This window comes from Paenibacillus sp. FSL H3-0286, from assembly GCF_045040705.1.
GTDB lineage: Bacteria > Bacillota > Bacilli > Paenibacillales > Paenibacillaceae > Paenibacillus_AQ > Paenibacillus_AQ odorifer.
The window spans coordinates 6506912-6527779 of record NZ_CP150285.1; the positions used below are offsets into that span (position 1 = coordinate 6506912).

16 protein-coding genes, 1 pseudogene and 1 riboswitch are annotated in these 20868 nt (G+C 42.8%); of the genes and pseudogenes, 12 read left to right on the plus strand and 5 right to left on the minus strand.

Annotation, left to right across the window (positions count from 1 at the left end; all coding sequences use genetic code 11):
- Nucleotides 1-71 precede the first annotated feature (71 nt).
- A complete protein-coding gene (uvrB, locus tag MHB37_RS29115) occupies nucleotides 72-2063 on the minus strand; it encodes an excinuclease ABC subunit UvrB (protein ID WP_036678623.1) in 1992 nt (663 codons plus the stop codon).
- Nucleotides 2064-2242: 179 nt separating this feature from the next.
- Between uvrB and MHB37_RS29120 the strand changes: the two genes are divergently transcribed.
- Both MHB37_RS29120 and MHB37_RS29125 read left to right on the plus strand, forming a co-directional pair.
- Nucleotides 2243-3025 carry a flagellar motor protein gene (locus MHB37_RS29120; protein WP_076123782.1) on the plus strand — a complete coding sequence of 261 codons (783 nt, stop codon included), beginning with the start codon at nucleotides 2243-2245 and terminating at the stop codon, nucleotides 3023-3025.
- Entirely contained in the window at nucleotides 3022-3852 is an 831-nt protein-coding gene (locus tag MHB37_RS29125) for a flagellar motor protein MotB (RefSeq protein WP_076192478.1), read from the plus strand. The genes MHB37_RS29120 and MHB37_RS29125 overlap by 4 nt, the downstream gene beginning before the upstream one ends.
- 428 nt (nucleotides 3853-4280) lie before the next feature.
- Here the strand turns inward: MHB37_RS29125 and gcvH are convergent, their stop codons facing one another.
- Entirely contained in the window at nucleotides 4281-4673 is a 393-nt protein-coding gene (gcvH, locus tag MHB37_RS29130; RefSeq protein ID WP_036678614.1) for a glycine cleavage system protein GcvH, read from the minus strand.
- 226 nt (nucleotides 4674-4899) lie between these two features.
- A riboswitch (glycine riboswitch) is annotated at nucleotides 4900-4998 on the plus strand.
- A 186-nt stretch (nucleotides 4999-5184) separates the two neighbouring features.
- Here gcvH and gcvT point away from each other — a divergent pair.
- The 3 genes from gcvT (at nucleotide 5185) to gcvPB (ending at nucleotide 9213) form a co-directional block, all read left to right on the plus strand.
- Complete coding sequence (gene gcvT / locus MHB37_RS29135) at nucleotides 5185-6297, plus strand: glycine cleavage system aminomethyltransferase GcvT (RefSeq protein ID WP_076192476.1); 1113 nt, start codon at nucleotides 5185-5187, stop codon at nucleotides 6295-6297.
- 106 nt (nucleotides 6298-6403) lie between these two features.
- On the plus strand, nucleotides 6404-7756 hold the full coding sequence (gene gcvPA / locus MHB37_RS29140) for an aminomethyl-transferring glycine dehydrogenase subunit GcvPA (RefSeq protein ID WP_076192474.1): 1353 nt from the start codon (nucleotides 6404-6406) through the stop codon (nucleotides 7754-7756).
- Nucleotides 7753-9213 carry an aminomethyl-transferring glycine dehydrogenase subunit GcvPB gene (gene gcvPB, locus MHB37_RS29145; RefSeq protein WP_076192472.1) on the plus strand — a complete coding sequence of 487 codons (1461 nt, stop codon included), beginning with the start codon at nucleotides 7753-7755 and terminating at the stop codon, nucleotides 9211-9213. The genes gcvPA and gcvPB overlap by 4 nt, the downstream gene beginning before the upstream one ends.
- A 48-nt stretch (nucleotides 9214-9261) precedes the next feature.
- On the opposite strand, the pseudogene MHB37_RS29150 reads toward gcvPB, so the two are convergent.
- Nucleotides 9262-10238 (minus strand): annotated as a pseudogene (locus tag MHB37_RS29150) (reverse transcriptase domain-containing protein); the annotation flags it as partial.
- 68 nt (nucleotides 10239-10306) lie between these two features.
- Entirely contained in the window at nucleotides 10307-11155 is an 849-nt protein-coding gene (locus MHB37_RS29155) for a helix-turn-helix transcriptional regulator (RefSeq protein ID WP_076192469.1), read from the minus strand.
- Nucleotides 11156-11430: 275 nt separating this feature from the next.
- On the opposite strand from MHB37_RS29155, the gene MHB37_RS29160 reads away from it, so the two are divergent.
- The 7 genes from MHB37_RS29160 (at nucleotide 11431) to MHB37_RS29190 (ending at nucleotide 19332) form a co-directional block, all read left to right on the plus strand.
- Nucleotides 11431-11901: a hypothetical protein gene (locus MHB37_RS29160; protein ID WP_076123797.1), complete on the plus strand. Its 471-nt coding sequence runs from the start codon at nucleotides 11431-11433 to the stop codon at nucleotides 11899-11901.
- A 39-nt stretch (nucleotides 11902-11940) separates the two neighbouring features.
- A complete protein-coding gene (locus MHB37_RS29165) occupies nucleotides 11941-12162 on the plus strand; it encodes a hypothetical protein (RefSeq protein WP_076123799.1) in 222 nt (73 codons plus the stop codon).
- Between the two features lie 28 nt (nucleotides 12163-12190).
- On the plus strand, nucleotides 12191-12403 hold the full coding sequence (locus tag MHB37_RS29170) for a hypothetical protein (protein WP_076123801.1): 213 nt from the start codon (nucleotides 12191-12193) through the stop codon (nucleotides 12401-12403).
- A 519-nt stretch (nucleotides 12404-12922) separates the two neighbouring features.
- Complete coding sequence (locus MHB37_RS29175) at nucleotides 12923-15148, plus strand: peptidase domain-containing ABC transporter (protein WP_076123804.1); 2226 nt, start codon at nucleotides 12923-12925, stop codon at nucleotides 15146-15148.
- Nucleotides 15145-16803 (plus strand): HlyD family efflux transporter periplasmic adaptor subunit, encoded by a 1659-nt coding sequence (locus MHB37_RS29180; RefSeq protein WP_076220104.1) that lies wholly within the window; start codon nucleotides 15145-15147, stop codon nucleotides 16801-16803. Before MHB37_RS29175 ends, MHB37_RS29180 begins: the two co-directional genes overlap by 4 nt.
- Nucleotides 16804-16819: 16 nt before the next feature.
- Entirely contained in the window at nucleotides 16820-18100 is a 1281-nt protein-coding gene (locus MHB37_RS29185) for a hypothetical protein (RefSeq protein WP_341164421.1), read from the plus strand.
- Nucleotides 18101-18144: 44 nt separating this feature from the next.
- Nucleotides 18145-19332, plus strand: coding sequence for a copper amine oxidase N-terminal domain-containing protein (locus MHB37_RS29190; protein ID WP_076179815.1), 1188 nt, complete (start codon nucleotides 18145-18147; stop codon nucleotides 19330-19332).
- 139 nt (nucleotides 19333-19471) lie between these two features.
- Here the strand turns inward: MHB37_RS29190 and MHB37_RS29195 are convergent, their stop codons facing one another.
- On the minus strand, nucleotides 19472-20278 hold the full coding sequence (locus tag MHB37_RS29195; RefSeq protein WP_076192459.1) for a helix-turn-helix transcriptional regulator: 807 nt from the start codon (nucleotides 20276-20278) through the stop codon (nucleotides 19472-19474).
- Nucleotides 20279-20868: the final 590 nt, after the last annotated feature.

Consider the following 20868-nt stretch of genomic DNA (forward strand, 5'->3'; position numbering starts at 1 on the left):
TTCAAAAAGAACGGTCTAGGACAGCACCGTTCAATACCTATTTTAAATATCGGTGATGCATTAATAGTTTATTACTCAGCCCGAAGCTCCAGCAATGCGTCGCGTAGCTCTGCCGCGCGTTCGAATTGCAGGTTCTTGGCAGCGTCCTTCATTTCAGCTTCCAGACGCTGGATCAGACTTTGTTTTTCTTTCTTATTCATCTTGCCACCAACACCTGTGAGATAATCAGCTTTAGACTCAGCAACCTTCGTTGCCTCGATGATGTCACGCACTTTTTTATTAATAGTGGTTGGGGTGATGCCATGTTTCTCATTATGGGCAATCTGAATGGCGCGACGGCGCGATGTTTCGCTCATCGCCTTCTCCATCGAATCAGTGATCCGATCACCATACATGATTACACGACCCTCAGAGTTACGAGCCGCACGGCCAATCGTCTGAATTAGTGAACGTTCGGAACGAAGGAACCCTTCTTTATCGGCATCGAGAATTGCAACTAAAGATACCTCCGGTAAGTCGAGACCTTCTCTCAGGAGGTTAATCCCTACCAGTACATGGAACGTACCGAGACGAAGATCCCGCAAGATCGCCATCCGTTCCAGTGTCTTGATGTCAGAGTGCATGTAACGAACCTTAATCCCGATTTCCTTAAAGTAGTCTGTCAGATCCTCCGACATCTTCTTCGTCAAAGTGGTAACGAGTACACGTTCATCGCGTTCAACCCGGTCACGGATTTCGCTAATCAGATCATCAATCTGACCTTCTGTAGGACGGACCTCGATGATTGGATCCAATAGACCAGTCGGACGGATAATCTGCTGCACCATAGTTTCGCAGTGTTCCATTTCATAAGGTCCAGGTGTCGCGGAAACGTAAATGATCTGGTTTACTTTATCTTCGAACTCTTCGAACTGAAGCGGACGGTTATCCAGTGCAGAAGGCAGACGGAAACCATGCTCTACCAACACTGTTTTACGCGCCCGGTCACCGTTATACATCGCCCGAATTTGCGGAAGGGTAACATGGGATTCATCTACGACGATTAACATATCATCAGGAAAATAATCCATTAACGTATATGGAGTTGCTCCCGGTTCCCTGAAGGTTAGTGGCCCGGAATAGTTCTCGATCCCCGAACAGAAACCCACTTCCTTCATCATTTCAATGTCGTAACGTGTCCGTTGTTCCAAACGTTGCGCTTCCAGAAGCTTGCCTGCGTCACGAAGCACGGTCAGCCGCTCTTCTAGCTCCCGTTCAATATTGACTATTGCTACACGCATCGTTTCTTCCTTGGTAACAAAGTGAGAAGCCGGAAAAATGGCGACATGATCGCGTTCACCGATCAATTCGCCCGTTAAAACATCTATTTCAGTGATCCGCTCAATCTCATCCCCAAACAATTCAACACGAATCGCATGTTCACCCTGAGAGGCCGGGAAGATCTCAACCACATCACCACGTACACGGAATGTTCCGCGTACAAAATTGATATCATTGCGCTGGTATTGAATATCCACCAGTCTGCTCAGAATCTCATTGCGCGGTTTCTCCATCCCAACCCGCAAGGACAACAGCAAGCTTCCGTATTCCATTGGTGAACCGAGACCGTAAATACAAGACACACTCGCTACAATAATAACGTCACGCCGTTCGAACAAGGAGCTTGTCGCGGAGTGGCGAAGTTTATCAATCTCTTCGTTAATACTGGAATCTTTCTCAATATAAGTATCGGAGGAGGGAATATACGCCTCTGGTTGGTAATAGTCGTAGTAGCTGACGAAATAGTCTACCGAATTATTCGGGAAAAACTCCTTAAACTCACTTGCCAGCTGGGCAGCCAGTGTCTTGTTATGCGCAATAACCAGCGTGGGGCGATTTAATTTGGAAATAACTTGCGCGACAGTAAAGGTCTTCCCTGTACCTGTCGCTCCCAGCAGCGTCTGGTGCTTCTTACCCTGCCGGATGCCTTGTAGTAATTCATCTATGGCATGAGGCTGATCGCCCTGGGGTGTATACTCGGACTCCAATTCAAAAGTCTTCGTACTGACGACAATATCACTCATTTGCCCGTCTCCCCTCTATCGTCTAAACTAGATTAATATATTATAATTGTTGTCTGAATCTTCTCTCTCCATACGACAGTAAAAAATATGGAAGATAAGAATATGTGTTCCCGTTCATTATACAGTGTTGCTTAGATCGATGCAAACCATAATACACAGAAATGTTAGGAGCTTGAAGCATGGATATTACCGCAATAATCGGCCTAGTGGCCGGACTGGCTGCGCTAATCGGCGGCTACCTCTGGGAAGGCGGAAGCCTTTCCGGACTGCTGCAGCTTAATGCAGCTTTGATTGTATTTGGAGGTACGATTGCTGCCGTAATGATCAGCTTCCCGGCAGCTAAGCTACGCTCCATTCCCGCCGCTCTGCGCATGGCTTTTGGCCGCAATCCTGAACGTGATGAAGAGAAAGCAGAAGAGCTTATCGCAATGGCCACAGTGGCCCGCCGCGGCGGCGTTTTAATGCTCGAAAAACAAGCGGAACTGCATCCTGATCCTTTTACACGCGAAGGACTGTTGCTTATCGTCGATGGCACTGACCCTGAGCAGGTAAGACAGATTTTGGAATTGGAAATGGATGCGAAAGAATTGAAGCATGAAAGCTACGCCAAGATTTTTGAAGCCGCTGGCGGATATGCTCCAACGATGGGGATCATCGGTACAGTTATGGGACTCATTAGGGTACTGGGCAACCTTACGGACCCATCAAATCTAGGTACCTCTATCGCAGTAGCGTTCACTGCAACACTGTACGGAGTAGCCATCGCTAATCTAATATTTTTACCCATTGCTTCCAAAATCAAATCCCGCAGCCAAAGTGAGCTGCATAGCATGGAGATGCTTCTAGTAGGCATTCTTTCTCTACAGAACGGGGATCATCCGCTGCTGGTGCGTAAAAAACTGAACTCCTTCATTTCAGACACCACCACAGATGACCGTGCAGAAGCAAGAGGTTTTATATGAGACAAAGAGACCGGCGCAAACGGCGGGAAGAGAATCGAGAAAGCCGTGATCGTTGGATGATTACTTACGCTGATCTAATTACACTTTTACTTATATTTTTCGTTATATTGTATGCGATGAGCAGCCTGGACACTGACAAATATAATATCGTGACCGGCTCTTTATCCCAGACTTTCAAGTCGAACAGCACTGTTCTTGAAGGCGGGGATGGTATTTTAGATGCTGGAAAGACCCCTGACAACAAACCAGAGAGTACAGATGGGAATGCGAACGCAACTGCAAAACCAAATGACGGTTCTGATGAACAAACGGAGAATGAAACACCTTCAGCACGGGAGTTGGCTTTTCGAGAACAAGAGGCGAAGCTTGCTGAGTTAATGGGTGTGATCACCCACTATGTGGAGGAGAATAATCTCGGTGAACAAATATTTGTAGCCGACAAACCGCAGGGCATAGAAATCACGCTCAGCGACCGTTTTCTTTTTGATGTGGGTAAAGCAGATGTGAAGTCACCAGCCCTTCCTGCTCTTCAGCAGTTGTCTGGCTTATTCAAAGATATCGGAGCAACGATCAGCATTGAAGGACATACGGATAATACACCAGTGTCATCAGCTTCACGTTATAACGACAATTGGGAGCTATCGGGTGCTCGTGCGCTTTCTGTGCTGCGCTTTTTCTTAGATAATGAAGGACTGAACCCGGACACTTTTCAATATGCAGGTTATGCCGATACCCGACCAACAGCAGATAATACTACGGTAGCAGGCAAACAGAAAAATCGACGCGTAGAGATCATTGTACTTCGACAGCTTCAAGAGGTGGAATAAAATATAGTTGCTTGCGCTCAGAGCTAAGTTCGGCGGCAGGGGCCTTTGCAATTACCACATTGAGCTTACAAGGGGCTTCATCCAATTTAATTAGGGAAAACCTCCCTGATTATTCACCTATTATCGTATCCAATCGCGGAATGAGGGAATTTCTCCCTGATTATTACTCTTTTTAGTCTGAAATAGTGGTTTTACCGAGATGATTAGGGAGGAATTTCCTAAAACCCTAACTCTCACGCTATAATCGTCTAAAATGAGGGAGGTTTTCCCTAATTCCATACTCCACTAGACCCTCAAACCACTCGATTGGGTTTACGAATACTCGCACAATCCACATAAGAAACACAAACAGCAAGTCCCCGAATCACAGAAACTTGCTGCTAAAAATATCACACTTGATCAGACTATTTTCCGTCCCCGATTTCCAATTATTCAGCAACTAACGCGCTATAACCAGCTGCATCTAACAGACCTTTTACAGCATCAGCATACTCTCCATCAACTTCAATCTCAAAAATCCAACCCCCGCCATACGGCTGATCATTGATAAGCTCCGGACTAGCTTCTAATCCATCATTCACCTTGGTAACCGTCCCAGAGACGGGCGAATACAACTCCGATACCGTCTTAACGGATTCGATACTGCCTACGCTGTCACCGGCTGAAATGGTCGATCCTACCTCAGGAAACTCAACAAATACGATGTCGCCTAATAAATGCTGAGCATGGTCCGTAATCCCAACACGTACTACTCGCCCTTCTACTTGCTGTGCCCATTCATGCTCTTCGCTGTAAAGAAGGTTGTCTAATACTTCACTCATTTCAAGCCGCCTCATTTCCAATTTGGAGTTCTAAATTTAGTTATAGCCTAAGTTATCCCGGCTCACAATGTCAATATTACTAACAGGAAATTTAAATTTGTCATTTTTTCGACGTTTTCTTGTTGACAGCGCCCGACTATACCCGTTTAATGGAGACATACAAGAAGAAATGACGTTGTCGTCTTTTTATAGACAATAACCGTTTCTCGAAGAAATATAATTGCGGATGATGGCATAGGGAGAGACTGTCTCACTTGAAGACGGCGCCGAAGGAGTAAGCCCTAACAGGGGTGAATCTCTCAGGCAAAAGGACCTTTGTCGGACGTATCTCTGGAGAGCATCAGACGCAAGGCTAGATGCGTCAGATCACCAACGGGGAAACCTGCAAGCTAGTTACGGCAGGGTAACTCTCAGGTACAAAGGACAGAGCAGAAAGCGATTTGTGCATTTATGCATGATTGCTTCTGCCTGTCCTTTTTTCGTATGTAATCAGATCAAGGGGAGTGACGACATGGATGCTTTGAGAAGAACACCTTTTTATGATCTCTATTCCGCTTATGCGGAGTCCAGGTGCATTGACTTCGGTGGCTGGGAGCTGCCAGTACAGTTTACAGGTATCGTGAAAGAGCACGAAGCCGTTCGCCAGCAGGCTGGGCTGTTCGATGTCTCGCATATGGGTGAATTCATGGTGATTGGAAACGGTGCAGAAGCCTTTTTGCAAAAAATGACAACCAATGATGTCAGCCGCCTCACGGATGGTGCGGCACAATATACACTGCTCTGTTATCCAAATGGCGGAGTTGTCGACGACCTACTCGTGTATCGCCTAAGCGAAGGGCGTTATATGCTCGTCGTTAATGCCTCCAACATCGACAAGGACTTGCAGTGGCTGCAAGAGCATTTGACCTCTGAATTCGATGAAGTCACGCTCACTAATGTCTCTGACGAGACGCTTTTGCTCGCCTTGCAGGGTCCTCTGGCAGAGACCATTCTCGCGGAAGTTACTGATGCTCCTATTTCAGCACTCAAGCCTTTCCATTTCATCGAACGCGCTACCGTTTGCGGTGTAGAGGTACTTATCTCCCGTACGGGTTATACCGGTGAAGATGGCTTCGAGATCTACGCTCCGCTGGAAGGTGCAGAAACGTTATGGAACGGACTGCTTGCAGCAGGCGCGCCCCACGGATTAACACCTGCTGGACTGGGTGCACGGGATACCCTGCGTTTTGAGGCAAAATTACCACTGTACGGTCAGGAGCTATCCGCTGACATCACCCCGCTTGAAGCAGGAGTACAGTTCTTCGTGAAGCTGGACAAAATAGACTTTATCGGACGCGATGCACTAATACAGCAAAAAGAAACTGGGATTCCCCGTCGCCTTGTCGGCCTAGAAATGATTGATCGAGGCATTCCACGCTCCCATTATCCTGTTTGGGCAGATGGGGTTAAGATTGGTGAGGTCACAACCGGAACACAGTCCCCTACGCTGAAACGTAACCTGGGGTTGGCTTTGATTGATGCTGCTTACAGTGAAATAGGCACAGAGGTTTACGTAGAGATACGCGGTAAGCAGCTTAAGGCTGTAGTGATTAAGGCCCCTTTTTACAAGTATAAACGCCTTTAGCGTCCATATAAGGACGGTGAGCTTTTAAGCGAGAAATAGAAGAATAAAGTATAGCGTGAAAATTGTACTTTCTTATATTTTAAAAAAGCCAAGGAGTGAAACCTTAATGAAGCACCGTTATCTGCCCATGACAGAACAGGACCGCGTAGAGATGATGGAGGCCGTCGGGATTGAGTCTATAGATGAGCTGTTCTCCGATATTCCTGAAGCGGTACGTTACCAAGGCACTATGCCGATGTCTGAACCACTCGATGAATACGCCCTGCTGCGCCACATGAAAGGTTTGGCTGACCAAAATGCCGACTTTGATTCTCACGCCAGCTTCCTCGGTGCCGGATTATACGATCATCACATCCCTGTGGTCATAAATCATGTCATTTCCCGTTCTGAATTCTACACTGCCTACACTCCTTACCAACCGGAGATCAGCCAAGGTGAGCTGCAAGCGATCTTCGAATTCCAATCCTACATTTGCGAACTAACCGGTATGAAAGTTGCCAATGCCAGTATGTATGATGGCGCTACAGCTTTATCCGAAGCAGCGGTTCTCGCGGCTGGTGCTACCAAACGCAAAAAATTAATCGTCTCCCGTACCGTTCATCCTGAGGCTCGCCAAGTGCTACGTACTTCGGCTAATGCTTGGGGTCTGGAGGTGGTGGAGATTGACTATAAAGACGGTGTTACCGATCAAGCTAAGCTTGCTGAAGCTATCGATGGTGATACTGCCGCAGTACTGATGCAATCGCCTAACTTCTTCGGTAGCATTGAGGATCTTCGCTCGGTTGAGCTGCTGATCCATGCGGTTAAAGGTCTTCTTGTAGTCAGCGCGAACCCAATAGCTCTTGGTGTACTTGAAGCTCCGGGCAAACTTGGAGCCGACATCGTAGTCGGTGATGCTCAGCCACTCGGTATTCCAGCTTCTCTCGGGGGTCCAACTTGCGGATTCTTTGCCGTAGCTGATCACCTGATGCGCCGCATGCCAGGCCGGATCGTTGGCCAAACGGTAGACCGTAATGGTAAACGTGGCTTCGTTCTTACACTTCAAGCGCGTGAACAGCATATTCGTCGTGAAAAAGCGACATCGAATATCTGCTCCAATCAGGCACTGCTGGCTCTCTGCGCATCCGTCTACTTGTCCGTTATGGGCAAAGAAGGCATGCGTGAAGTAGGCGAACTAAATATTCGCAAAAGCCATTACGCTGCTAATAAACTTAGCGGACTAACAGGTGCTGAACTTGCCTTCTCCTCCCCATTCTTTAACGAATTTGTTGTGAAGCTTCCTGAAGGCAGCAGCGTGACCGCTATTAATTCTAAGCTGCTGAAGGACGGTTATCTCGGCGGTTATGATCTGGGTCGTGATTATCCTGAACTTGCTGGACATATGCTGGTTGCCGTAACGGAAAAAAGAAGCAAAACCGAAATCGACCAATTCGCTAGCGCACTGGAGGGCTGTTTATGAAACCGGAGCAAAGTCTAATTTTTGAATTAAGCCGTCCGGGCCGCTCGGCCTACTCCTTGCCACTATGCGATGTACCACAGGAAGAAACCTTGGAGTCCCTGATTCCATCAGGTTTACTCCGTAGCGAACCCGTCGTACTTCCAGAAGTATCGGAAGTGGATGTCATTCGCCACTACACTTCTCTTTCACGTCGTAACTTTGGTGTAGACAATGGCTTCTATCCACTCGGTTCATGCACGATGAAATACAATCCGAAGATTAACGAAGATGTTGCCCGCTTCTCCGGCTTCGCCAAAATTCATCCCTACCAACCGGAAGAAAGTATTCAAGGCGCACTGGAATTAATGTATACCCTGCAAAATGATCTGTCCGCGCTGACGGGCATGGATGCTGTATCCTTACAGCCTGCCGCAGGTGCTCATGGTGAATGGACCGGCCTCATGATGATCCGCGCCTACCATGAAAGTCGCGGCGAGACGCGTACTAAGGTTATCGTGCCGGATTCCTCGCACGGAACCAATCCTGCTAGTGCCTCAGCAGCAGGACTTGAAACGATCACGATCCCTTCCACAGATAAAGGAATGGTCGATCTTGAAGCACTGAAAGCAGCCGTCGGTAGTGACACAGCCGCACTAATGCTAACTAACCCAAGCACACTCGGCTTGTTCGAAACCCAAATCGTCGAGATTGCTGAGATCGTGCATGAAGCAGGCGGCCTACTCTATTACGATGGAGCCAACTCCAATGCCATTATGGGCATTACCCGACCTGGCGACATGGGCTTTGACGTTGTGCATCTGAACTTGCACAAAACGATGAGTACCCCACATGGCGGTGGCGGCCCTGGGGCCGGACCAGTCGGCGTAAAATCTATCCTCATTCCATTCTTGCCTCAACCTACTGTGGTGAAGAATGAAGATAGCAGCTTCTCACTCGACTTCGGCGGACACGAATCCATTGGACGCGTGAAAGCTTTTTACGGAAACTTTGGTATTCTGGTTCGTGCCTATGCCTACATTCGCACCTATGGTCCAGACGGACTACGTGAGGTATCCGAAAATGCCGTGCTGAATGCGAACTATATGATGCACCGTCTGGCGCCGTATTTTGAAATCCCATATCCGGGTGTATGTAAGCATGAATTCGTAATGTCCGGCAAAAACCTCAAGCAGTATGGTGTGCGCACCTTAGACGTTGCTAAACGATTACTCGACTTCGGCTACCACCCGCCAACCGTGTACTTCCCTCTGACCGTTGAGGAATGCATGATGATCGAGCCGACGGAAACCGAAAGTAAAGAAACGCTAGACGGCTTCATCGATACGATGATTCAGATCGTTAAAGAAGCGCAGGAGACACCCGAAATCGTAATCAACGCACCGCATACCACAGAGATTAGCCGTTTGGATGAGACACAGGCTGCGCGTAAGCCGGTTTTGAATTGTTCTTGCGGTTAATATTTCAATAATAAATCGAGTAGGAGGGGGCGGCGAGCCCCCGGCCTCTCACACCACCGTACGTACCGTTCGGTATACGGCGGTTTTCCGTAAGGAGTTGTATCTGTCCAATACACTCTTTAATCCATTGGATTCCCAATATTGGTTATTCAATGCACGTTGCAGAATTGGACTCCCTGCAATTCGCCAATACCCTTTCCGAGTATTTCCCCACTCAAAAGGCTTATATCCTTAGGCACGCCTAAGGATATAAGCCTTTTGACTTTGGTTCTCGGGCTCTTCCATTGCTTCCAGAGACACATTCGCAATCTCCTTCGAATCCACATATCCATCGCTTTAAAGGCACTTGGCGTATCCGCCAGCGAGAAATATCCGTGCCATCCCATCAAGTATCGATTGAGCTCCTGGATTCGCTCTTCCGTTCGCATCGCTTTCTTCCGGGACGTTATCTCCCGAATTCGAGCCTTCGCTTTCTGCAAGGACTGTTTTGCTATCCTCACCTTGGGCTCTTTATCGCTACTAAAGCAAAACCCAAGAAATTTCCGTCTCCATGGGCGGTCCACCGCACTCTTCGCTTGGTTCACCTTTAGTTTTAGTCTTGTCTCAATGAATCTGGTGACGGATGCCTTCACTCGCTCTCCTGCTCTTAGTGTTTTCACATAGATGTTACAGTCGTCCGCATAACGGACGAAGCGGTGTCCACTTTTCTCGAGTTCCTTGTCGAGCTCGTCCAAAACGATGTTAGATAACAACGGACTGAGTGGACCACCTTGCGGTGTCCCTTCTGTTGTCGTATTTACTAGCCCGTTCTCCATCACACCTGACTGAGGATATTTACGAATCAGCAGGAGAACTTTCTTGTCCTTCACTTTAGCCGAAATCTTCATCATCAGTCGGTCATGGTTGACGCGATCAAAGAATTTCTCCAAGTCTAGATCGACTACGAATCGATATCCCTCTTTCATGAATGCTCTGGCTTTCCTTACCGCATCATGCCCTTGTCTTTTCGGACGAAATCCATAACTATCGGCTGGGCGCACTAAATAAAGGAGACCACTTAACACGTGGTCTCCTTTTCTCATATTAAAAAATGCTATTTTACATACAGAAGTTCTGGATTATGTACGGGATTAAATGAAAGTTTCTTAGTGAACTGCCAACGGTCAGTTACATTCATTTTGTTATATATGCTCTTCACTACATTTCTAACTGTACCTTCACTAATTCCCAACTCGTTAGAAATACACAATGCACTTTTTTCACATAACCACATTTGAGCCACCTCTTTTTCTCGGGCAGTCAAGTTGAATTGTTCAAAACTAAACTCTAGTCTAAGTAACTGCATCTCAGGGTTACTCCACATCCATTTCTCGGTAACGTTTTCAGCTATCTGTTGCATAAATGGAATAGCAAATTCGATTTGCAGTCCTTTGTAGAAAGAAATATCTACATAGCCTCTTATAACACCATCTGAGTAGAGAGGAGAACATACACAGTTCCAATTAGAAAATATAGAATTCGTATGTTCGCTCCCTTTAACTACTCCAATAGAATTCATTTCCATAGAAAGTGAAACACCATTTAGCCCGAAATCCTGTTTGGCAAAACTCTTCCCAACTCTTATTCCTGCCTTATCAAATTCTTCTTTTATATGTACTGAAGAGAAATACAGATCGAGAATTCCCCCCATATCATCTGTTAGAAAAGCCGCAAAATCTACCGATATAAACTTACTAATTTTAATCATCTCGTTATGTAGGGAAAGAATCATTGCCTCGTGATAAATAGATTCCTGGCCAATCTCCTCAAACGAGTGCGCACTCGTTCTTTGTGGGGCCTTTGAACTTTTGACTTTACCCAATGAAGAGATAGAATCCATTTGTTCCTTTTTTAGATCTTCAGCTGAACACCAAAGTTTTGTCTGATCGTATGTTACTGTCAATTCCAACTCCTCCTGATTTCCATCATTTATAATGTAAAATGATACCATTATATATTTAAATATTGAAGATTCAACCAACTATTAACATATTTATTCATATTAGTAAATATCCAATGGGGGATATTTTCAAACTTTGTTATAAAGACCATAATTACATTTGTAGAACTTAAATAACCGCTAGATGCCCCATTTATTATTAATAATTATCCTTACACTCTCTTCTATTCAATGTGCCTTAAGTCATAGAAAAAAGAAACCTCTAAGGAGATAACACAGTGGAATTGTATAAAATTAATGAAAAACAAACATTCCAGTATTTTAATTTAGTCTCATATCGCAACACTATTCCTTCCAGTTGTTTACATCATAAACTAAACGAATTTATCCTTTCACTAAACAACTATAACCTCCAAAAGAATGGTCCTTTAATCACTTCTACTCATTCTGTATCCCGAAATAATGGCATAGAGATGGTGGATTTTGAGATTATGGTACCAGTAAAAGGAGAAATTAAAAAAAATCCCCCTTTTATATATAAGCAAGAATTCAAGTTAATAAATGCAATTTGCTTGATGTATGAAGGTAAAATGAATGGCATCAATTCTGCTTATGAATTTTTAGTCAAATATATCTCTCAAAACAATCTACATCAAATAACATCCGCATATAATATAAACTTATCTGAAGGTACTAGTGAAAATATAAAAATAGATATTTGTATTGGCATCAATCCTAGTCTTCTTTAACTAGTCAAAACTCGTCTATCTCGAAAGGAGGTGAATAGAATGGAACTGAGTCTTAACAGTCAATTTTCAACATTGTCCAACATTGAAACGATGGAGATTTCCGGAGGTATAAATTGGGATAATGTTGCTTATGGAGTCTTGGGAATGGTAACCGTGGTAGCCGCTGTTACCACAGCACCAGTAACGATTCCTACTGCGATTATGGCAGTGGGTGGATCAATAGTATCTGGATATCTTACTGGTAGCGGACTAAAACATTAAATATCTGTTATAAGGAGTGAGGAATTAAATGCTTTCATATGCCCCTAGTTTTTCAGAACTTACACTTGAAGATAGTATCAATATTGATGGTGGCGTTGATTGGGCCAAGGTAGGTGCAGGAGTGTTAGGTATGGTTACAATCATGTCTGCTGTTGCTGCCGCACCAGTAACAGCCACAGCCGCAGTTGTCTACATAAGTGGTACAGTGGCTGCCGGATATTTAGTGGGTACTTCATTCTAAATTTTGATGGAGACATTCATCTTCAGATGGATATGTCTCCATCTTTTCTTCTATAAAAGAAGAGAATAATCATAAATAGATTGCGAGTGATTTTTTTGAAAATAGATAAATTAATATCGTATCTAATTAGAATAGACATTACTTTAGGGCTAGTAATATCATTCTTATTAATTGTAAGACCTAATATAATCCTCCCATCCCAATGGTTTATAATGAATTTCTTAATTTTTCTAACAGGTATATATATATATAAGAAAAATAAAAACAAGACATTTATAGCAGTTTTTATTTATGCTTTCATCTATTTTTCTTTAGTCATATTAGATATGTTAACTTCAAAAGGTATTATTCGAAGTGACAATAGATCTGGAGATATTTTATTAAGCGTAGGATTAGTGGCGTTAGGCCTGATCGGATTTTTCATTGCATTTTACATGAGCAACAAAGATAAATGATTCGTTGTATAGCACAGGTCACAATATAAAATCATCATTTAATAATTGCTTTTCGGAGGATTATATGGCATTCACTAAATACCAATGTGTCAAACAACAAGATATTAAAGACTGCGGGGCTGCCTGTCTCGCCACTATAAGTAAAAACTATGGTCTCAACTATCCTATAACTAAAATTCGCGAGATGTCGGGAACCGATAAAATGGGTACCAGCGCCTATGGCCTTGTTAAAGCTGCTGAAAAATTAGGATTCACTGCCAAGGCTGTAAAAGGGACTCACGAGGCATTCTTCGAAGATTTCCCCCTTCCGGCTATTGCTCATGTGGTCATAGACCAAACTTTATTGCATTACGTTGTTATTCATAAAATCACAAAAAAAACAGTTGTCGTTTCGGATCCTGCGAAGGGCATTGTTAAATATACACCAGAAGACTTCTTTAAAATCTGGACCGGTGTTCTCATATTAATGGTTCCTACCCCTCAGTTCAAAAAGGGCGGTGAGTCCAAGGGTTTATTCACTCGTTTTTTTGGTTTACTTATTCCTCAGAGAAGAATGCTACTAGGAATTTTTTTGACATCCATGCTCTATACAATATTAGGTATATTATCAGCCTTTTATTTTCAATTTCTGCTAGATGAGATTCTTCCTTTTGGCTTAAAGAAGACTCTGAATATAGTATCCATTGGAGTAATCATTCTATATCTATTCAAAGTTTTATTGAACGCTTTTCGTAGTCACATTCTACTAACATTGAGCCAAAAGCTTGATATTTCGCTAATTCTCGGCTATTACCATCATGTGTTAAAGCTACCCATGAACTTTTTTGGTACTCGCAAGACGGGGGAAATCATCTCAAGACTTATGGATGCCTCTAAGGTACGGGATGCCATCTCCAGCGCAACCCTAACCATCATGATCGATATTATCATGGTTATTGCTGGGGGGATCATTCTTTATTCGCAAAGTGCCCTTTTATTTGGTGTAACTGTGCTGCTGGTTCCTTTATATCTAGCATTAGTGTGGGGATTCCACAAGCCATTCGACCGGTTAAACCGTGAACAAATGGAGAAAAACGCCCAACTTACCTCCTACATCGTTGAATCCATAGACGGTATCGAGACGGTCAAAGCCTACCATGCGGAGTCTAAAGTTGGCTTTGAGACGGAACAGAAATTCATCACGTTTCTGAAATCCGTGTTCAGCTTTGGTATTTTCAATAATATACAAGGCTCGCTAAAAGGTGTGGTTCAGTTGCTTGGAGGTGTAGCCATCCTCTGGGTAGGTGGTAATCAAGTAATAAAAGGAAATATGACCATGGGTCAACTTATCACTTATAACTCATTACTTGCTTACTTCCTTGAACCTATTCAAAATCTCATCAATCTCCAGCCTACCCTGCAAACAGCTGTTGTAGCGGCGGACCGATTGGGGGAAATACTCGACTTAGAAGCGGAGAAGCTTGAGGATGAGGACAAGAAGATTCAACCCGCTTCATTAAAAGGTGATATTAGATTTGATCGTGTCAGCTTCAGATATGGTACACGTTCCCTTGTACTTCATGATATTGATTTGAGACTTAGACAGGGCGAGAAAGTCGCCTTTGTCGGTGAGAGCGGCTCGGGTAAAACCACCCTGATCAAATTGATCATGCAATTTTACCAACATGAAAAAGGCGATATCTTAATTAACAACTACAATATTAAAGATATTCATTTAGATAGCTTGAGACAGCGAATCGCATATATATCACAGGATACTTTCTTTTTTAGCGGAACAATCCGGGAAAATTTATGTCTGGGTGTCAATCAGGATACGGATCTGGAACAAATTGTTTCGGCCTGCCAGACCGCACAGGCACACGAATTCATTAATCAGCTTCCACTCCGCTACAACACTTTGTTAGAAGAAAATGCTACTAACCTTTCCGGGGGACAGAAGCAGCGACTAGCTATCGCCAGGGCAGTTCTTAAACAGCCCGATATTCTTATAATGGATGAAGCCACTAGTAATCTGGATTCTACAACGGAGAAGGCTGTATCGGAGACGATTAATGCTTTTGAAGACATGACTACGATTATTATCGCTCACCGGTTGAGTACAATCATGCGTTGTGATCGGATTTATGTCATGGATCAAGGACGGATTATTGAGCATGGAACTCATCAGGAGCTTCTGGATTACCGTGAAAAGTACTATGAATTGTGGAAAGATCAACTCCCTGGAGTTGAACAAAAACAAGAACATAACCATCAATATGCCGCAGGAGTAGGCGAGGTGTCTCTTGTATGAGCGCACAAATACATAACTTATCAGAAATGACAGATAGCAGAGAAATCATGGAATCCAAGACCAGTCCTGTGATTTCCATTTTCATACTTATCTTATTCATTCTATTGGGGGCTGCGTTAGTCTGGTCCTATTTTGGCCAGATCGATGAAGTTGCCAAAGCCTCTGCTGTAGTTAGACCCAATGAAAAAGTCAGTACCATTCAGACTTCATCTATGGGAAAAGTGGAACAGGTATATGTCCATGAAGGGATGCAAATTAAGCAGGGCGAGCAGTTAATTTCCTTTGAGCATAAAGAACTTGATATAGAATTATCAAATCGTAATTCAGAAATCAATAAGCTCACTAAGAAACTGCACTATCTCGGGCTGTATAAACAAAGCATTAGCAATTTAGATAATCAGTTTTCTTCTGAACGTGCAGATGAGGGTTACTATTATGACATGGTAGAACAATTTCTCCTTGAATACAGCCAGCAGCAGCAGACCTTTCAAGGAACCCAGGATCAGCTTACAGCTGCCATTCACGAGAATATAGGCTTGCAAGATTCTGCTACCTTTAGTGCCGAATCTAGTTCGGATAAATCTCTTCAGAATAAAATTGAATTGGAACGAAAAAAGAAACTGCTAAATGTTGAAATTGCAAACGAGAAATTGCTTGTGCAATCCATCAAAGAGAATCAAAATCTTCTTCCAATTGAAGATACCAAACGGACGGAACAATATAATACATACCAAATTAAATATGTCCAACTGTCTAAACAATCTGCTGAGAAAAAAGAAATCTATAATCGTTCGCTCAGCTTGGGGGACCGCCTTGTGCCTCAATCCCAGATTACAGATGAACAGCATCAATATGAAAGTTCATATTTGCAAATCAACCAATTCCAAACCGAAGCCGTGCTCAGCTCAGAAAGCAATATCACCAATTACAATCAGCAATTGGTTGAGATAGAGGTCAGCCTCGATTTGCTAAAAAATGGGCACGATCCATCAGTTTCAGAACGAAAAACTTTAGAAATGCAAAAGAAACAGCTGGCTGAGCAGCAAAATGATCTACTGAATCAAGAGAAACTTAACCGTTCATCTGAAGCAACCTCATTGAAAAAACTGAAACTTGACCGTATTGTACAGATTCATTCAGCAATAGAAGAAAATAAAAGAACCTTAATTACGCTGCAAGAGGCTGTTAAGGGACTTGAGCTTGAACGAGACAAAAGACTGCTCATAGCACCAATTTCCGGGACCATTAATATTTTAAAAGAAACCAGCATCGGGGACATGGTACAATCCGGCGAAGCCTTGATCTCCATTATACCTAGCAACGAGTCAAAATATAAAATGAGCATCGCTGTACCTAATGCTGAAGCAGGAAAAATAGCGATTGGCAATAAAGTTGATTTCAGCTTTTCAGCCTTTCCTAAACAAAATTTTGGTTCCCAAAAAGGTACGATTACATCTATCAGCACAGATTCAATTATTCAGCAAGACGGTCTAAGCTACTATCTGGTGGAGGCAACGATATCCAATGACCCCCTTGTTAATCGCAGAGGTGAACGTGGAGAGCTTCGTGTAGGGATGATAGCGCAAGCCTCTGTTATTACCGACTCCAAGAAGATCATTGATTTTGTTCTTGAAAAAATCAACTTAAAGGAATAGTGAGGTTGCTAGCTAAATGTTAAAGAAATCAGCTCTCTTGATACTCGCCTTCTTATTACTCCTATTGCCGCATTCCATTACAGTTTATGCTGATACGCAGGTATCTAGCGCAATAAAATCGCTTTCCATGGAAGAAGCAATCCAGCTAGCATTAACTAACTATGTAGATATCAAGCTCTCACAATGGAATATTGCAGAAACGGATTCCAAATTTTCATATGTATCATCTGAAGAGAAAAAGTTGGAGCAAAAAAATGTAGTCACAACCAGCGGGCTGCTGCCAGTAAATCCTGATATTTTTATCAATAGTATTCCTGGTTACGCTGATTTAAGTGAAGAAGAACAGGCAGGGGTCAATCAATCCATTCTCATTCAAATTATGATTAACACATCTCTGAATCAATGGGTTAGCGCTCAGAATGAAAGCCAAAACAGTTACAATCAAGAGACTAAAACAGCGCAGCTTAAGGAATTTCGTGACCAGTTACGCACATTAGAAACAGATAAAGTAATTAATCAGTTACGACTTCAAAAAACAGAAGCCCTCATCCGCTACTATGCTGTGCAGAAATATTATCAACTCTCTTCTCTAAAAAAAACGATTGAATATGACAAACAAGAAAGCCAATATTGGTTTCAACAGTCTGAGGATACCTTGCGGTCCTATGAGCATGGTCTTCTGTCTAAGAGAAGTTTGGACGATTTTAATCGTAAAAACATAGTACGAAAATCTATTTTTGAACGTAACCTTCGAAGTTATGAAGCTCAGTTAGAACAATTTAAGCTTGAGTTAGGATTATCATCCTATTCAGAAGTCCTTCTAGATGATGTCATTTCCAGTACACCAGAGCCTGTGAATTGTAATACAGTAATTAGCCTCTCTAGTAATTATGATTTACGCGAAGAAGATGCACGTATCACACTCGCCAAAGATAATCTTGATGCAGCTAAAGCTTCCGATGCTGAACTCATCACTTATTATTCAGTCCTATGGTCTAGCCAGATTGCACACAAAAATATAGTACAACAACAACTCGAAGAAAAACTGGCTAGTTATAAGCCGGAAGCAAATGAAATTGATTTTGAATATTCAGAACTAAAAGAGCAGCAATTGGAACTCGTACGCGTCTCCCAGGATAATGATACTCTCCTAAATAGCGGGTTAATCTCAGCGGCTCAGGCAGATCAGGACAAGCTGGATTTACTAAACTTAAATCGGCAATTCGATAAGCAAAAAGTAAAGTACGGTTTATTCCAAGCAAAAGTTACTTTGGCTCTTAGTGGAGTTATCCTCTAATAACCATTAATTTATCATTCATAACCCAAAGGAGATATCACAAGATGAAAACCATATCTAGCCTAATCGCAGCAACTCTTCTTTCTACCGCTATCGCCTGGCCTGTCCATGCCGCAGAGAAGCCAATCTCCATTCAGATCAATCAGCAACAGCTCGCACTGAAGGGACAGGCTCCCTTCAATGATAATGGTACAATTGTCGTTCCTTTTCGCCCGGTTTTTGAAAAACTAGGACTTTCAATCGATTGGAATCAAACCACAGGTACCATAACGGGTACTAAGGAAGGGCTTACGATTACACTGCAACTAGGCAGCAAGCAGGCCAGCGTCAATGGTGTAATAACCCAACTTTCTGTTGCCCCTAAGCTCATCAATAATTCCACTTACATTCCGCTGCGCTTCGTTGGGGAGGCTACAGGTAATGAAGTCTCCTGGAATGCACACTCGAAGACAGTAACCATTACAGGCAAGACTAACCAGATAAACCCGCAGGAAATCAATGCTTTTTTTGAAAAATACGTAACCTATACCAACAATGAGAATTATGAAGGGTTCATGAGCCTAATCGATAGCAAGTCTCCTCTTGTGGTCATCGGGCCACAGATTAAGAGCCAAATGGAACAATACGATCTGACCACTTCACTTGATCAATTAGAGGTTATCAGCCTTCAACCCACAGAGGCTACGGTTCACACCGTTGAAACGACTACACACCTCAGCGGTCCATTCACCTTAGACAATACCTCTGAATATATTTATAGCTTAACGCGTACTGCCAGCACTGAAGACTGGAAAATCAACAACCTGCAGATTAAAGGCGTACAATATATACTCCCAGATAAACTGCTGAACGCTAAGCCAGCTGTGACGAAGTCGGATGAAACGGATATATTAGCTGTGCTTAAGAGCAACTTGGACTATACCAATGCAGAGAATATTCAAGGTGTGCTATCTACTATTGATCCTGAGTCCCCTGCTCTCGAACAAACCAAACAGCTCTTCAGCCAAATTTTCACAGTCTATGATCTAAAGTTCACTCTGGAATCTGCCAAAATCATTCATTATACCCAGGATACCGCAGCCGTATATATGGTTCAGACGAGCATCAAGCTTAAGGGTCCTGAGTTTCAGGATAACCGCTCCACCTCTGTCACAACGCTGAAGAAATCCAAAGCAGGCAAATGGATGCTGGATCAGACCTATCCGATTAGTGTAGACAAGTTAACTCCATAATTATAAGGATTTGTAACAAAACAAAAAAACGGCAAGCCCCATTAACCCGGAGGCTTGCCGTTTGCTTATCTAAAGCGCCGGAGCTCAATCTTACCCGCTTCCCCTACGTTCTCTGGCTGATACGGATATAGAACAGTTCCTAAATAGTTGGGACCACAATGGCCAATCTTTCAATCAATTCCCATCTCTCGCTGATATTCATCTTACTGTAAATACTCTTAACGATATTCCGCACAGTTCCCTCTTTCACATTAAGGTCGTTGGAAATTTGCAGCGCCCCTTTTCTTAGTGCCCAGTGATACGCTACCTCTCTCTCTCTAGGGGATAATCGATACAAATCACACTTCTCCTGAAATATGTACTCAATTAACTTCGGGCTTCGTTCCTTCAACTTCAACACAATCTTTTCGGATAATTGTTTAATAAAGAGAATCGAAAAACCAAGTTGCCTCTCGGCTTCAAATGAGATGTCTATATATCCACATATACAATCATTTATCATTATAGGAGCGCATACACAATTCCACTCTTTAAACATTGGCATACTATGCTCTTCTCCACGCACTACTGCAATTGACTCAACCTCCATCGCTAAAGAAACTGCATTCACTCCAGAGATTTGCTTCGAAAGATTAGTTCCACTCCTAATTCCATAATGATCTACTTTCTCCTGAAACGTTTCGAATGGACTGACAATATTAATAATATTGCCGGCTTGATCTGTTAAGAAAAAGACAAAGGGCAATAAGAGAAATTCCATTACTTTCGCCAATTCTGAATGTAATACTTCAACTAAAATCTCGTAGGGAACCAGCTCTTCTATAGAAAAGGATTTTTCTGTTTTGAGGTTACTCCAGGGTTGGTAAAATTCACACAAGGAATTATTAGATTTTTTATCTACATCATCTACTGTAAACCAAGCTCGTTCGCATTCAAGAATATTCAAACAGTCGATTCTCCTAACTAATGGTATTTATTAAACAGAGCATAGCACTCCATCCAAAGGAAAACAATGACATAATTAGTTAGGGTTATGGGAGATTAGTAAGAATTGAAATAACATTGTTTGGGTTATTTTTCTATGGCCGATTATTTGATAAGAACTTTTCACCTGTCCTGTATTCTTGGAATTTCGTAAAAAAAGAATAGAGCATAACAATTACCACTTGTCTATATCCTACCTAGAATATATACGAAATCCATTTTTTCTATGAAAATAAGGATATTCGTTGATTAGAAAAAAATTTCACAATGGAATCTTAGACTAGCGAGAAATCATGCTCAACATATTTATATCTGCTACCCTGAAAGGAATGAATTCCATCAAGAGTTTAGTAGGGATTTTCAGTAGAAAGTATACAAAGTCTATTCCATTTTTACTTTTGTTTTCATTATTTATATTGGCATTTTCTGCGGTAAATAGAATATTTCCAATAATATCTTTCTTAATAATTATGTTAAATGCTCTGTACATTGTTGTGAAAATAGCAATATTTAAAATTAAAAAATAAATATTTATTTCAGGGGGGGATATTG

Excerpts from the sequence above, each read along its gene's own strand:
- uvrB (WP_036678623.1), bottom strand. The coding sequence starts at position 2,063 with ATGAGTGATATTGTCGTCAGTACGAAGACTTTTGAATTGGAGTCCGAG.
- MHB37_RS29120 (WP_076123782.1), top strand. The coding sequence starts at position 2,243 with ATGGATATTACCGCAATAATCGGCCTAGTGGCCGGACTGGCTGCGCTA.
- MHB37_RS29125 (WP_076192478.1), top strand. The coding sequence starts at position 3,022 with ATGAGACAAAGAGACCGGCGCAAACGGCGGGAAGAGAATCGAGAAAGC.
- gcvH (WP_036678614.1), bottom strand. The coding sequence starts at position 4,673 with ATGAGTGAAGTATTAGACAACCTTCTTTACAGCGAAGAGCATGAATGG.
- gcvT (WP_076192476.1), top strand. The coding sequence starts at position 5,185 with ATGGATGCTTTGAGAAGAACACCTTTTTATGATCTCTATTCCGCTTAT.
- gcvPA (WP_076192474.1), top strand. The coding sequence starts at position 6,404 with ATGAAGCACCGTTATCTGCCCATGACAGAACAGGACCGCGTAGAGATG.
- gcvPB (WP_076192472.1), top strand. The coding sequence starts at position 7,753 with ATGAAACCGGAGCAAAGTCTAATTTTTGAATTAAGCCGTCCGGGCCGC.
- MHB37_RS29165 (WP_076123799.1), top strand. The coding sequence starts at position 11,941 with ATGGAACTGAGTCTTAACAGTCAATTTTCAACATTGTCCAACATTGAA.
- MHB37_RS29170 (WP_076123801.1), top strand. The coding sequence starts at position 12,191 with ATGCTTTCATATGCCCCTAGTTTTTCAGAACTTACACTTGAAGATAGT.
- MHB37_RS29175 (WP_076123804.1), top strand. The coding sequence starts at position 12,923 with ATGGCATTCACTAAATACCAATGTGTCAAACAACAAGATATTAAAGAC.
- MHB37_RS29180 (WP_076220104.1), top strand. The coding sequence starts at position 15,145 with ATGAGCGCACAAATACATAACTTATCAGAAATGACAGATAGCAGAGAA.
- MHB37_RS29185 (WP_341164421.1), top strand. The coding sequence starts at position 16,820 with ATGTTAAAGAAATCAGCTCTCTTGATACTCGCCTTCTTATTACTCCTA.
- MHB37_RS29190 (WP_076179815.1), top strand. The coding sequence starts at position 18,145 with ATGAAAACCATATCTAGCCTAATCGCAGCAACTCTTCTTTCTACCGCT.